The sequence below is a fragment of the Kibdelosporangium phytohabitans genome, assembly GCF_001302585.1.
In the GTDB taxonomy this organism is placed as follows: Bacteria; Actinomycetota; Actinomycetes; order Mycobacteriales; family Pseudonocardiaceae; genus Kibdelosporangium; species Kibdelosporangium phytohabitans.
Window position 1 is genome coordinate 1,592,975 of record NZ_CP012752.1, and the last position, 12,797, is coordinate 1,605,771.

Consider the following 12,797-nt stretch of genomic DNA (forward strand, 5'->3'; position numbering starts at 1 on the left):
TGCCACAACGTGATCCAGCGAACGCCAGCGGTCGGCAACCGCTAGTCTGCGGCACGTTGGCGTCCCACCGGGGAGAGTGCGTAAATGATCAGGAGACTGACGGCCTCCGACCGGCTCACCGACCGGCCGGACCATTCGCTGGTCGGTGTCATCAGGATTCCAGAGGGCACAGTCAGCCCGGTCACGGCGATCGTGCGGCGGGTGATCGGCGCGGTCCTCGCGCTCGTCGCCGCGGTCGTCATCGTGTACATCGACCGGGACGGCTACCGCGACGTCAACGGTGACGGCCTGTCGTTGCTGGACGCGATCTACTACGCCACGGTCTCGCTGTCGACCACCGGATACGGCGACATCACACCGTGGAGCCCGTCGGCGCGGCTGGTCAACGTCCTGGTCATCACGCCGTTGCGCGTGCTGTTCCTGATCGTGCTGGTCGGTACGACCCTCGCGGTGCTCACCGAACGGTCCCGGCAGGCGTTCAAGATCCAAGTATGGAGGAAAAAGGTGCGGGACCACGTTGTGGTGGTCGGCTTCGGCACGAAGGGCCGGTCCGCGGTCAGCGCGGTGCTCACCGACGGCATGAAGCCAGGCCAGATCGTCATAGTCGACACCGACCAGAACTCGCTCGACGCGGCATCCGCGCTCGGCCTGGTCACCGTGCACGGCTCGGGGACACGCTCCGACGTGCTCCGCGTAGCCGGGGTCGATCGGGCACGGGCGGTGGTGGTCGCCGCGAACCGTGACGACTCGGCCGTGCTGATCACGCTGACCGCACGCGAGATGGCGCCGAAGGCACAGATCGTCTCGGCGGTGCGGGAAGCGGAGAACGTGCACCTGCTGCGCCAGTCCGGCGCGGACTCGGTCGTGGTCTCCAGCGAGACGGCGGGCCGCCTGCTGGGCATGGCGACGCACACGCCGAACGTCGTCGACATGGTCGAGGACCTGATCACGCCGGACAGCGGCCTGGCCATCGCCGAACGGGACGTCGAGCCGGACGAGGTCGGCGGCTCGCCGCGGCACATGTCCGAGATCGTGCTGGGCGTGGTCCGCGGCAAGAAGCTGTACCGCGTGGACTCGGTGGAGGCCGACGCGATCGAGGAAGGCGACCGGCTGCTCTACGTCCGCAAGGTGACGCCCCCCGCCGAGAACGAGGAAACCTCGTGAGTGTTTCGGCCGGTTAGAACCGGCCGAAACACTCACGAGGTTTTTCAGACGCTGCGCAGGACGGAGACGACGACGCCGAGGATGGTCGCGTTGTCGCCGTCGATGACTTCGTAGGCGGGGTTGCGCGGCTCCAGGTACGCGTGGCCGTCGCGGCGGCGGTAGACCTTCACCGTCGCCTCCTCGTCGATCATCGCGGCGACGATCTGGCCGGAGTGCGCCTCGGACTGCTGCTTGATCACGACCATGTCGCCGTCGCAGATGGCCGCGTCGATCATGGAGTCACCGCGCACGCGCAGTGCGAAGACGTTGCCGCGGCCGGTCAGGTCGCGTGGCAGCGTCAGCGTGTCGTCGACGTGCTGCTCGGCCGCGATCGGCACACCGGCGGCGATGTCACCGACCACGGGGACGCTCACCGAATCGCCGGAGTCGCCGGTCCGGGACTCGGTGAGGAACGCGCGCACGTCGATCGGCCGGGACACGGACGCGCTGCGCCGCAGGTATCCCTTGTCCTCCAACGCGGCGAGGTGCTTCGACACCGTCGATGTCGACCGCAGGCCGACCGCGTCGCCGATCTCGCGGGTGCTCGGCGAGTAGCCCTCGCGGTTCACGCAGTCCTGGATCGTCGCGAGGATCTGCTGCTGCCGCAGCGGGAGTTCGGCTGCGTCGAGGTGGTCGAAGAGGTCAGTCACCTGCGGAAGCGTACCGGTCAGGTGCACCGGGGACGCGGATGACGCGGCGAACGGCGTTCTGACACCATCGACCCGTGGAGGTTCGCCCGGCCGCGTTCCGTCTGGTCGTCGTCGTTCTGCTCGGAATTCTCGTCAGCCTGACGCTCTGGTCGACCGCGCCAGGTCTGTTCGGGCTGGCCGAGGACGGCCACGGCGTCGCGAAGGTCACCGCGACCGTGAAGAAGGGCGCCGGCTGTTCCGGTGCCGCGAGCGGCGAGATCGTCACGTTCTTCCACGACGGCGAGGAACACCAAGCCACATTGGACGCCTGCGGGCACCGCGCGGGCGAGTCGGTGGACGTCGGCATGCCCGCCGAGCTGAAGGCGGACATGACCGTCCAAGCGGGGCAGGCGGCCACCGGCGAGAGCGACGCGCGCAGGCCGGTGGCTTTCGTGCTGTTCCTCCTGGCTTGTTTCGCAGGCGGCGGCTTTGCCTACCTGTACGGGAAACTCAGCTGACGCTGTTGGCGGGCGCCAGGTACGTGTTGCACTGGAACGTCCGGTTCTTGCGGTAGCCCTGTTCCTGCCACGCGCCGTAGTTCGCCCGTTTGCCGTGGTCACGGGGGCTGTTGGGGTTGTTGTCGTCACCTCGGGTGTAGCCGTCGGCGAGCATGTCGCGCGACACCTGGTCGGTGATCGAGCCCTTGCCGTTCCACGCGCCCGCGAACCACATCCCGCCGAGGCACTGCGCCTGCAACTCCTTGCGGCGCTGCAGTTCCAGCCCGGCGGCCGAGTCGGGGCCGACTTCGTACATCTGGTCGAACACCGCGCCGAGCGAGCCGCTCAACGCCTGGATGTGGTGGCCGTACTCGTGCGCGAACACCGCCAGGTACGCACCGATCTTGGCGCCGTTGGTCTGCGTCTGCAGGCCCTCGAACGGCATGTAGATGGTGGCGTCCGGGCCGCAGTAGAACGCTGCGAAGTTGTCCTTCTCGGTCACCGCGCCGCAGCCCGTCGAGAACCTCTTCCCTTGCGGGAAAACGATCTTCGGCGGTGAGAACGGCAAGTTGGCGCGTTGCATGACCGGCGCCCACGCGTTCTGCAGGCACGGCGCGGCGGCGGTGAAGAACGCCTGCGCCGCGGCTGCCGTGCTCTGCCACCTCGGCAGGTTGCACGTCACCACGTTCGTGCCGTTCTCCCCGGCGAACAACGGGTTGTCCTTCGTCTTGCGCACCGGCACAGGCCCGCGCGGGGTGGTCTGCGTCTGGGTACGCGTCTGCGTCGGCGTGGACCGTCCGGTCGGGGTGCCGTACGTCGTGGTGGTTGTGGTCGTCGTTGGCTGCGTTGTCGTGGTGAACGGGCCGTCCGCGCTTGTCGTGGGCGTCGGGGTGCTGTAGTCGTAGCCGGAGTCGGCCACGCTCTTGGACTTGCTCTTGCCGCCGTCCATGGCCGCGGCGAACCCGATGAACCCGCCAACCACCACCAGCACGCTGATCAACGTGATCGTCACGATCGCGCCCGTGTTGGACTTCGGCCGGTACGGCGGCGGCATGAACCCGTGCCCCGGCGGTGGTCCCATCCTCGGTGGCATCGCGGGAGCGGGCGCGTAGGGCGAGCGCTGCTGGAACTGCGGCGGCGCGGGCAGTGCCCGCGGCGGCGGCGCCACCGGCCGGGGTGGCGGGAACCCTGGCGGCGGCGGGTATCCAGGTCCGTACGGCGGTCGAGTCATCGAAATCCCCAGAAATCAGCTGACACTGTTCGCGGGTGCCAGGTAGGTGTTGCACTGGTAGGTGCGGTTCTTCTCGTACCCGTGCCTCTGCCAGGCGCCGTAGTTCGCCCGTTTGCCGTGGTTACGCGGCGCCTTGGGGTTGTTGTCGTCACCGCGGGTGTAGCCGTCGGCGAGCATGTCGCGCACGACCGCGTCGGTGATCGAGCCCTTGCCGTTCCACGCGGCCGCGAACCACATCCCGCCGAAGCACTGGGCCTGCAACTCCTTGCGGCGCTGGACCTCCAGGCCTGCGGCGGTGTCCGGGCCGAGCTCGTACGACTCGTTGTGCGCGGCTTTGAGCGACCCGCTCATCGCCTGGACGTGGTGGCCGTACTCGTGCGCGAACAGCGCGAGGTAGTTGCCGATCCGGTTGCCGTTCACGCCGGTCTGCAGCCCTTCGAACGGCATGTAGATCGTCACGTCCGGGCTGCAGTAGAAGGCGGCGACGTCCTCTTTGGTCGAGTCGGCGACGCCGCAGCCGCTCTCCCAGCGCTTCCCGCTGGGGAACACGATCTTCGGCCGGGTGAAGGGCAGGTTGGCGCGTTGCAGCACCGGCGCCCACGCGGCCTCCATGCACGGCATCGCGGCGGTGAAGAACGCTTCCGCGGCCTGTGGTGTGCTGCGCCACTGCGGCAGGTTGCACGTCACGGTGTTGGTGCCGTTCTCCCCGGCGAACAGCGGGTTGTCCTTGGTCTTGAGGACCGGCTTCGGCCCGCTGGGTGTGCTGGTTGTCGTCGTTGTCCGGGTGCTCGTCGGCGTGGACCGTGTCGTGGGCGCGGAGGAGGTCTGCCTTGTCGTTGCCGAGGCTGTTTCCGTGTACGACGGTGACGTGGTCGAAGAAGAAGACGGGTAGTCGTAGCCGGAGTCAGCGACGCTGGACGACTTGTTCTTACCGTCGCCGAGCACAGCCAGGACACCGATCAGCCCGCCGACCACGACGAGAACGCTCACCAGGCTGATCGTCACGATCTTGCCGGTGCTGGACTTGCGCCGGTACGGATCCACATGCCACGCGGGCGCCACGGGCACGGGCGCCGGGTAGGGCTGTCGTGGCTGGTACATCGGCGGCGGGGGCAAGGCCCTCGGCGGTGGCGCGACGGGCCGCGGTGGCGGGCCAGGCGGTCGGTAGCCGCCCTGACCTGGTCCGTACGGAGGTCCTGTCACTTTCTTGCCCCCAATTTGTTCGCAACGAGCGTGAGCATAAGCGGGCTCCGCTATCGTCCGCAGGCGTGTTGACGAATTGGGGGGTGGCGGCCGCGGGCCTCGTCGCCACACTGGGGCTGGCCGTGGGGCAACCACCGCCGCCGTCCATTCCGAACATCCCGATCCTCCCGCAGAGCGGCCAGCAACCACCTCCGTCCTCATCGGACGAGCACGGCGGCGGCTTCGACGGCGTGGAGTTCCCGACCCGCACGCAACTCCAGCTCAAAGTGGAGCGTGACGGCGTGCTGACGGTCGAGGAGACGATCACCGTCAAGTCGGGCGACAAGCTCAACCGCCGTTCGCCGTTGCGGATCAAGGCCGGTGACAACCGCGACCGCGTCTTCGTGGTGCGCGACCCGAGGCTGGCGGGCAACGGATCCGCGCAGGCGACCGCGGACGAGTTCACCGTCTCGGTCGGTGAAGGCAAGTCCGTGCTGCGCTACCAGGTGGAAGGCGCGGTCGTCGACCAGGGCGACCGCCAGGAGGTCCGCTGGCAGCTCGCGGCCGGGTGGGACCGCAAGATCGGTCTGCTTCGCGCCACGTTCATCGCGCCGGAGATGGCGATCTCGGTGCGCTGCAACGGCGGCCCGTACGGCACTGAGGAACCGTGCGACCACGCCAAGACCGACAACGGCGGCGTCACCCGCGTCGACATGCAGAACCTGAACGCCAACGACCGCGTGGACCTCGCCGTCGGCCTGCCCGCGGGCACAGTGCCCGCCAACGCCAGGTTCGCGGAGCCCGAGTCGGCGGGCGGGCCGTTCGCGCTCACCGCGTTCTCCGGCTTCGGACTGCTCGGGCTCAGTGTCCTGCTGCTCGGCGGTGTCGCGTTGTTGTTGGTGGCACGTGGCAGGGACGCCAAGGTGCTCGCGACCGACGCCGGACCGGTCGACGTGCTCGTGCACGACAGCAACGGCGTCGCCTTCGCTTCACCCGATGGTGTACTTCCCGGGCAGATCGGCACAGTCACCGACGAACGGGTCGACCCGGTCGACATCACCGCGACCGTCCTCGACCTCGCGGTCCGCAACTACCTGTGGATCCAGCAGATCGGTGACGACGACTGGCAGATCACGCGCCGCAACCCGGCCGACGACTCGCTCACCGGCTACGAACGCGCCGTCTACGACGCTGTCGCCGAGCAGGGCACGACCGTGTCCACGCTGAACGTCGACAAGGCCAAGATCGGCGAAGCGCTCTACGCGGACGTCGTCGAACGCGAATGGTTCAAGCGCCGCCCGGACCGCGACCGCAGCCGCTGGCTGTGGCTCGGCGTCGGCCTCGCCGCCGTCGGTGCGGCCCTGACAGCAGTGCTCGCGGTGACGGTCGGCAACGCGCTGCTCGGCCTGGCGGTGGTGCTGGCTGGGATCGCGCTTGCTCTCGGTGCACGGCTGATGCCCGCGCGTACCCAGCGCGGCAGCGCGCTGCTGGCCCAGGTGCGCGGCCTGCGCGGCTACCTGCGGTCGACCGACCCGGCGTCGATCCCGGACAACGACCGTGAGCTGGTGTTTTCCCGGTCGCTGCCGTACGCGGTCGTGCTCGGCGAGTCGCCGAGGTGGCTGGAGGCGTTCGGCTCGCCGGACGAGCTCTACTGGTTCAGCGGTGGGCGAAACCTGCCAGGGTTCATCGCAGCGATGGACCGCGCGCTCGCCAAGTAGGCTCGTGCCATGGCTGCACCCGACCTGCACACGTTCACTCTCCCGAACGGTTTGCGTGTGGTGCTCGCGCCGGACACCACATCACCGGTGGTCGGCGTCAGCGTGCACTACGACGTGGGCTTCCGATCCGAACCAGAGGGCCGAACCGGCTTCGCGCACCTCTTCGAGCACCTGATGTTCCAGGGCAGCGAGAGCCTGGAGAAGCTGGCGCACTTCCGGCACGTCCAGTCGTCCGGCGGCACGTTCAACGGCTCGACGCACCCGGACTACACCGACTACTTCGAGGTGCTGCCGTCCGCCGCGCTCGAGCGGGCGCTGTTCCTCGAAGCGGACCGGATGCGCGCGCCCAAGCTGACCCAGGAGAACCTCCGCAACCAGATCGACGTGGTGAAGGAGGAGATCCGCCTGAACGTGCTGAACCGGCCGTACGGCGGATTCCCCTGGATCCTGCTGCCGCCGGTGCTGTACAAGACGTTCCCGAACGCGCACAACGGGTACGGCGACTTCACCGACCTCGAGCAGGCCAGCCTCGACGACTGCGCCGCCTTCTTCGACACGTACTACGCGCCCGGCAACGCCGTGCTCACCGTCGCCGGTGACTTCACCGTCGAGCAGGCCCGTGACCTGGTCGAGCGGCACTTCGGTGACGTGCCCGCACGCGAGACGGCGCAACGCCCGTCGTTCGCCGAACCACCGCCGCAGGGCGAGGTGCGCGGCGAGCACCAGGACCCGCACGCGCCGCTGCCCGCGCTGGCCGTCGGCTACCGGATGCCGGACCCGATCAACGACCTGGACGCCTACCTGGCGCACCTGGTGCTCGCGTCGGTGCTGACCGAGGGCGACGGTTCCCGGCTGCAGCAGCGCATGGTCCACAAGGAAGCGCTGGTCACCGACATCAACGCCGGTGCCGGGCTGTTCGGCCCGTTCGAGGCGCGTGACCCGGACACGTTCTCCATCACCGCGATGTACTCGCCGGAGGTGAAGGTCGACCGCGTGCTCGGCGCGCTGGACGAGGAGCTCGAGCTGCTGGCGGGCACCGCCCCGTCAGAGCAGGAGCTGGCGAAGGTCACCGCGCGCTGGGTTTCCAGCCTGCACAAGGAGCACGACCGCATCGTGTCGCGCACGCTCGGCCTCGGCAGCTTCCAGCTGCTGTACGGCGACGCGGGGCTGGTCCACCAGCTGCCCGACCGGATCGCGGCCGTCACGCCGCAGGACGTCTCGGCCGCGGCCAAGCTGCTGCGCCCGGACTCGCGTGCCGTACTGCAGGTTTTCCCGGCCGGAGGTGCCGAATGAGCGTCGAGACCCGCAAGAGGGACCAGCACCGGTCGGCCGAGGAGATCGGCCGTACCGAGCGCGGCCCGCGCCCGCTGCCGCCGCTGGGCGAGCAGCGCGCCGCGACCGGTTTGTCCCATGTGGACACCACACTGGCCAACGGCCTGCGCGTGATCGTGGTCAAGCAGTCCACCGTGCCGATGGTGGAGCTGCGGCTGCGGATCCCGTTCGCGGACACCGACCTGATGCACGCGGCCAAGGCCGAGGTGCTCGCGTCGGCGTTCCTGTCCGGCACCGCGCGCCGTGACCGCGTCGCCGTCGACACCGACCTGGCGCTCGTCGGCGGCGAGCTGGACGCGTCGGTCGACCCGGAGCGGCTCAGCATCGCGGGCAACTCGCTGGCCAGCGGCCTGGACACGTTGCTCGACGTGCTCAGCGACGCGCTGACCGCCGCGTCGTACGCCGACGAGGAGGTCGCCAGGGAGAAGGCGCGGCTGGTCGAGCGGATCGCGATGGCGAAGTCGCAGCCGAGCGTGATCGCCAGGCAGGCGCTGCAGAAGCACCGCTACGGCGACCACCCGGCCACCCGGGAGATGCCGGAGGCCGAGGACGTCGCCAAGGTGACCTCCGGCGAGGTCCGCGCGCTGCACAAGGACTTCGTGCTGCCACGCGGGTCCGTGCTCGTCCTGGTCGGTGACGTCGAGCTGGACGCGGCCGTCGCGGCGCTCGAGTCCGCGCTCGGCGGCTGGACGGCCGACGGCACCGCGACCGAACTGCCCGAGCTGCCCGTTGTTCCCGGCGGCGACCTGCTGTTCGTGCCGCGCACCGGTGCTGTGCAGTCGCAGTTCCGGCTGAGCACGCAGGCGATCACCCGGACCGACCCGCGCTACCCGGCGCTGCAGCTGGCGAACCTGGCGTTCGGCGGGTTCTTCTCGTCCCGCCTGGTCGAGAACGTCCGCGAGGACAAGGGGTACACGTACCACGCCCGGTCCTACCTGGAGTTCACGCCGGGCAGCGCGACCCTGCTGATCGACACCGACACGGCCAGCGAGGTCACCGCCAGCGCACTGCTGGAGATCCGCTACGAGCTGGCCCGGATCGTCCTGTCGCCGCCGACGGAGACCGAAGTGGACACGGTCAGGCAGTACGCGATCGGGCAGCTGCTCACCGCGACCGCGTCGCAGTCGGGCCTGGCGTCCCAGCTGATCGGCCTCGCCTCGCAGGGGCTCGGCGTCGACTGGCTGGTGTCGTACCCCGGCAAGCTCAAGGACGTCACCATCGACCAGATCGCCGAGGCGGCACGGGACTTCTTCGCGCCGGTCAACTGGACCGGTGTGATCGTCGGCGACTCGGCCCAGTTCGAGAACGTGCGCCTGCTGGGTGACGTGAAGCAGTGACGTTCCAGCTCGACGAGGTCCCCCTCCTCTCGCGCTCCACGGTGGAGCGTGAGGAGGGGTTGCGGGTGGACGCCGCCAAGCAGGTGGAGCTCTGGCGGGACGGCCGGGTCCTGACGGTGGACAAGTACGGCCGCACGCCGATCCGCTCCGGCGGAACGGAACTGGTCTACGAGGACGCCACGGGCGCCGAGCCGCCCGCCGACGTGGTCCTGCTCGGCGAGGAGAAGGGCACCGGCTACTGGGCCAAGCTCGTCTCGTCGCCCGGCCAGCAACCGGCGATGGACTGGCGGACCTGGCAGGACATCGGCAAAGCCGACGGCGAGCACTGGCTCGACCTGCGAGCCGCCGGGTCCTTCCTGGACGCGACGTCGGCCGGTCTCTTCACGACGGCGGTGGCTTTGCTGTCGTGGCACCGGCGCGCCAAGTTCTGCGCGAACTGCGGTGCGGCGGTGGACCGGGTCAAGGCGGGCTGGGCGACGCAGTGCCCGAACTGCGGTCGTGAGGAATACCCGCGGACCGACCCGGCCGTGATCTGCCTCGTGCACGACCGGGACGGCGCGGACGGGTCGCAGGTCCTGCTCGCCAGGCAACCGGTCTGGCCGAAGGGCCGGTACTCGGTGCTCGCCGGGTTCGTCGAGGCAGGCGAGTCGCTCGAAGCCTGCGTGGCCAGGGAGATCTGCGAGGAGGTCGGTGTCGACGTCGCCGACATCCGGTACCTGGGCAGCCAGCCGTGGCCGTTCCCGCGTTCCTTGATGCTCGGGTTCGCGGCCAGTGCCGACGCCTCGCAGCCGACCCGGCTCGCCGACGGCGAGATCGAGGAGGCGTACTGGGTTTCCCGTGACGTGCTGCGGGAAGCCATCGCCGCGGAGCGGGAAGGCCGGGAGTTCTGGCTGGGGCTGCCCGGTCCGACCTCGATCGCCCGCCGGATGCTGGAGTCCTGGGCCGCTGTCTAGTAGCTGACCGGCCGGCCGGCGCCGTGCCAGGCGTCGGCCGGTTGCGGTCACGCCGATGACCAGGCGCTCCGGCGCGTCACGGTGATCAGGATGAACGGTCCCGCGGGCGGGGTGGCCTGGTACTGCGGGTATTTCCCGACCAGCCAGGCCAGCGCCTCGGTCGACTCGGTGATCCGCGCGGTGCCGTCGACCCGGATCCACCACAGCCGAGACCAGTCCTCGGAGTACTCGTCGACCAGCAACGACACCTGCGGGTTGGCCCGGATGTTGCGCAGCCGCTTGAGGTCACGGGTCGACTTCGGCTTGTGGTCGACGGCGATGACGATCGTGTCGTCCCTGGCGGCGAAGGTCACGGGCACGACGTGCGGCTGACCGTTCTCGTCGACCGTCGCCAACCGGGCGACGCGAGCGTCATCGAGTCGCACGAACCGCGGCTTCGACGAGTTCGTCCGGAGTGGCGCCGATGTCCAGCACCACGCCCCGCTCGTCGGGGCGTAGCGGCTCGAGGTCGGCGATCTGCGAATCCAGCAGCGCGGCGGGCATGAAATGGCCCGTGCGCCCCGCGAGCCGCTCGGCGATCAGCGCACGCGGGCCGTCGAGGTGCACGAAGCACACGTCACCGCCGGTCCGCAGCACATCGCGGTACTTGTACTTCAGGGCCGAGGACGTCACCACGCCACCGCTGCCCTGGTGGTCGCGGATCCAGACCGCGATCGATTCCAGCCACGGCCAGCGGTCCTCGTCGGTCAGCGGCGTGCCGGCGGACATCTTCGCGATGTTCGCGGGCGGGTGGAACTCGTCGGCCTCGGCGTAGTCCACCCCGAGCCGGTTCGCCAGCCCACGTCCGACCGTCGTCTTGCCGGAGCCGGAGACACCCATCACCACGATGACCACGGCCCAAGCGTAGACGGCGGCGGACCACACCGGGACTTCACTACAATGGTGGGCAAGCCGAGAGTCGGGGGACTGATTGGTCACGTTGGTTGCGTTGAAGTGGCGGCGTGTGGCGCCGCGGTGGGCCATGTTGGCGCTGTTCGGGTGCCTTGCGGTGCTCGGTGCCCTGTTCGCGCTGATCGTGCTGGCCGACTCGCTGAAAGGCGGGGACGAGACCCACTGGGTCGCCGTCTTCGTCCTGCTGGCGTGGACGACGGCAGCGGTGCGCCTGTACCGGATGGACCTCTACGTGAGCGCCGAGGGCATCCGCAAGCGGGGGTTGCTGCGCCAGACGACGTGGTCGTGGCCGGCGATCGCCGGTTTCGAGATCAAGCCGATGGCGAAGCTGAAGCTGCTGGGCGGCGACGCGGTCTGGATCCGACTGGCCAACGGCGCCTGGATCGAGACGACACTGCACCACGCGGAGTCCCTGCCCGCGGTCCGCGGCATGTTCATGGCCGAGCACGAACTGCACGAGATCGTCCACCAGTTGCAGGGCGCGCTGACCCGTTCCCGCAATTCGCCGCGGGTCCGCAACGCCCAGTAGCGCGCATTCCTGTCAGTGCGTGGTTGACATTGTGTTCAGCCGCCGTTCGGCGGCTGGATATCGGTGGAAAAGCCGCAACAATGTCCGCATGTTCAGGTGGCGGCGCGTGGGTGGAACGTCTCCCGCGGTATTCATGTCCTTTGTCGTGATGGCAATCGGCGCCGGGCTTCTTCTCACGTTCGGCTACCTGGTGATCACCGGTGACGGTGAGTTCCGCGGTCCCGGCCTCCTGACGGCCCTCGTCCTCATGGCGTGGACGGCGATTGCCTTCCGGGCCTGGCGGACAGGCCTGTTCAGCAGCGCCGCGGGCATCCGGAACCGGTCAGTCCTGCGGACCAGGACCGTTTCCTGGCATGACATCAACCGGTTCGAGACGCGGCTGATGACCAAGGGAATCGGCAGCGCGTACGCGAAGCTGTTGCGGGCGCACGTGATCTGTCTCGTGCTCGCCGACGGCTCGGTGCTCGAGACGAGCTTCGTCCACCAGGCCAGGAAGGATTTGCTTCCGGACAGCGGCGCCAAGGCCGCCGTGATCAACGCGCAACTGGCGTTCGCCGAGCGAACCGGCTTGGTCACCAGCGAGGTCCGGGCACAGGAAGCGCTGCGGGAATTGCGGGAGACGCACAAATCCGCGACCAGTGGAATAGTGCCCCCGGTGTGATCAGCGGGGAACCACAGGTGCGTCCGCGGGCAGCCCGAACGCCGCCCGCGCCTCGGGTGCCGGATCCGGGCCGTGACCCGCTGACCGCTGGACTTGCTCGTACCCGGCCGCACTGAACATGCGTTTCAGCGCCGCGCTGTTCCCGGCGCCGTCCGGCGGTAGTTCGACGTCACGCACGCGATACCCGTCCGGGCTGGCAGCGAGCGTCACGACCAGCGCACCGCTGAACCCGCTGCCGTGCACCAGTTTGCCGTCCCGGTGGGCGTACTCCGAGCAACTGGCGAGCAGACCGAACCGGACGTCGTCACCGTCGCGCCGCGTCTCCACCGGTCGTTCGGCACAGAACCAGCGCCCACCCGCCGTGCCCGGCCACACGACCTTCCGGTTCACGGGCAGGTCGGCGTGCACGACCGGAGCGACCGCTCGCAGCAGCTCCTGGTCGAGCTCCGGCGCTGCCGGTTCCGGCACCAGCATCGGCACGGCGACCGCCGCGCCGGCGACCAGGAGCCCGCCGATCGCGATCCACGTTCGCACGGCGACTCCCCAGACAGTTCCGGCCGGACAATCACCAGGA

Annotated in this window: 14 protein-coding genes; 8 read left to right on the forward strand and 6 right to left on the reverse strand. The window is 69.3% G+C overall.

What is annotated here, in order from left to right; translation table 11 throughout:
- Positions 1-84: 84 nt before the first annotated feature.
- The gene (locus AOZ06_RS07245; protein ID WP_054288722.1) at positions 85-1,164 is read left to right on the forward strand and encodes a potassium channel family protein; all 1,080 of its coding nucleotides are present in this window, start codon (positions 85-87) and stop codon (positions 1,162-1,164) included.
- Positions 1,165-1,208: 44 nt separating this feature from the next.
- Here the strand turns inward: AOZ06_RS07245 and lexA are convergent, their stop codons facing one another.
- Positions 1,209-1,853 (reverse strand): transcriptional repressor LexA, encoded by a 645-nt coding sequence (gene lexA / locus AOZ06_RS07250; RefSeq protein WP_054296475.1) that lies wholly within the window; start codon positions 1,851-1,853, stop codon positions 1,209-1,211.
- Positions 1,854-1,927: 74 nt separating this feature from the next.
- On the opposite strand from lexA, the gene AOZ06_RS07255 reads away from it, so the two are divergent.
- Positions 1,928-2,350 carry a hypothetical protein gene (locus AOZ06_RS07255; protein WP_054288723.1) on the forward strand — a complete coding sequence of 141 codons (423 nt, stop codon included), beginning with the start codon at positions 1,928-1,930 and terminating at the stop codon, positions 2,348-2,350.
- Here the strand turns inward: AOZ06_RS07255 and AOZ06_RS07260 are convergent.
- On the reverse strand, positions 2,343-3,560 hold the full coding sequence (locus tag AOZ06_RS07260; protein WP_157232881.1) for a neutral zinc metallopeptidase: 1,218 nt from the start codon (positions 3,558-3,560) through the stop codon (positions 2,343-2,345). The two genes, AOZ06_RS07255 and AOZ06_RS07260, sit on opposite strands and share 8 nt — an antisense overlap.
- A 15-nt stretch (positions 3,561-3,575) precedes the next feature.
- Positions 3,576-4,628, reverse strand: a complete 1,053-nt coding sequence (locus AOZ06_RS07265) for a neutral zinc metallopeptidase (RefSeq protein ID WP_157232882.1) — start codon at positions 4,626-4,628, stop codon at positions 3,576-3,578.
- Positions 4,629-4,828: 200 nt separating this feature from the next.
- Between AOZ06_RS07265 and AOZ06_RS07270 the strand changes: the two genes are divergently transcribed.
- Genes AOZ06_RS07270 through nudC form a run of 4 tightly spaced genes read left to right on the forward strand, consistent with a single transcriptional unit; the run spans position 4,829 to position 10,082 of the window.
- Entirely contained in the window at positions 4,829-6,460 is a 1,632-nt protein-coding gene (locus AOZ06_RS07270; RefSeq protein WP_169798874.1) for a DUF2207 domain-containing protein, read from the forward strand.
- 9 nt (positions 6,461-6,469) lie between these two features.
- A complete protein-coding gene (locus AOZ06_RS07275) occupies positions 6,470-7,753 on the forward strand; it encodes a M16 family metallopeptidase (RefSeq protein WP_054288726.1) in 1,284 nt (427 codons plus the stop codon).
- Entirely contained in the window at positions 7,750-9,129 is a 1,380-nt protein-coding gene (locus tag AOZ06_RS07280) for a M16 family metallopeptidase (RefSeq protein WP_054288727.1), read from the forward strand. Before AOZ06_RS07275 ends, AOZ06_RS07280 begins: the two co-directional genes overlap by 4 nt.
- Positions 9,126-10,082 (forward strand): NAD(+) diphosphatase, encoded by a 957-nt coding sequence (nudC, locus tag AOZ06_RS07285; RefSeq protein WP_054288728.1) that lies wholly within the window; start codon positions 9,126-9,128, stop codon positions 10,080-10,082. The genes AOZ06_RS07280 and nudC overlap by 4 nt, the downstream gene beginning before the upstream one ends.
- Positions 10,083-10,129: 47 nt before the next feature.
- On the opposite strand, the gene AOZ06_RS07290 is transcribed toward nudC, so the two are convergent.
- Both AOZ06_RS07290 and AOZ06_RS07295 read right to left on the reverse strand, forming a co-directional pair.
- Entirely contained in the window at positions 10,130-10,507 is a 378-nt protein-coding gene (locus AOZ06_RS07290; protein ID WP_054288729.1) for a TIGR03668 family PPOX class F420-dependent oxidoreductase, read from the reverse strand.
- Complete coding sequence (locus tag AOZ06_RS07295; RefSeq protein ID WP_054296477.1) at positions 10,494-10,961, reverse strand: gluconokinase; 468 nt, start codon at positions 10,959-10,961, stop codon at positions 10,494-10,496. The genes AOZ06_RS07290 and AOZ06_RS07295 overlap by 14 nt, the downstream gene beginning before the upstream one ends.
- Positions 10,962-11,103: 142 nt before the next feature.
- On the opposite strand from AOZ06_RS07295, the gene AOZ06_RS07300 reads away from it, so the two are divergent.
- Together AOZ06_RS07300 and AOZ06_RS07305 are read left to right on the forward strand one after the other, a co-directional pair.
- Entirely contained in the window at positions 11,104-11,562 is a 459-nt protein-coding gene (locus AOZ06_RS07300; RefSeq protein WP_054288730.1) for a PH domain-containing protein, read from the forward strand.
- Positions 11,563-11,668: 106 nt separating this feature from the next.
- The gene (locus AOZ06_RS07305) at positions 11,669-12,223 is read left to right on the forward strand and encodes a hypothetical protein (RefSeq protein WP_157232883.1); all 555 of its coding nucleotides are present in this window, start codon (positions 11,669-11,671) and stop codon (positions 12,221-12,223) included.
- Here AOZ06_RS07305 and AOZ06_RS07310 read toward each other — a convergent pair whose 3' ends face one another.
- Positions 12,224-12,757, reverse strand: a complete 534-nt coding sequence (locus AOZ06_RS07310; RefSeq protein ID WP_054288732.1) for a hypothetical protein — start codon at positions 12,755-12,757, stop codon at positions 12,224-12,226.
- Positions 12,758-12,797: the final 40 nt, after the last annotated feature.

Bases quoted from the DNA above. Each gene is read 5' to 3' on its own strand.
- AOZ06_RS07245 (WP_054288722.1), top strand. From the start codon at position 85: ATGATCAGGAGACTGACGGCCTCCGACCGGCTCACCGACCGGCCGGAC.
- AOZ06_RS07260 (WP_157232881.1), bottom strand. From the start codon at position 3,560: ATGACTCGACCGCCGTACGGACCTGGATACCCGCCGCCGCCAGGGTTC.
- AOZ06_RS07275 (WP_054288726.1), top strand. From the start codon at position 6,470: ATGGCTGCACCCGACCTGCACACGTTCACTCTCCCGAACGGTTTGCGT.
- AOZ06_RS07280 (WP_054288727.1), top strand. From the start codon at position 7,750: ATGAGCGTCGAGACCCGCAAGAGGGACCAGCACCGGTCGGCCGAGGAG.
- AOZ06_RS07295 (WP_054296477.1), bottom strand. From the start codon at position 10,961: ATGGGTGTCTCCGGCTCCGGCAAGACGACGGTCGGACGTGGGCTGGCG.
- AOZ06_RS07300 (WP_054288730.1), top strand. From the start codon at position 11,104: ATGTTGGCGCTGTTCGGGTGCCTTGCGGTGCTCGGTGCCCTGTTCGCG.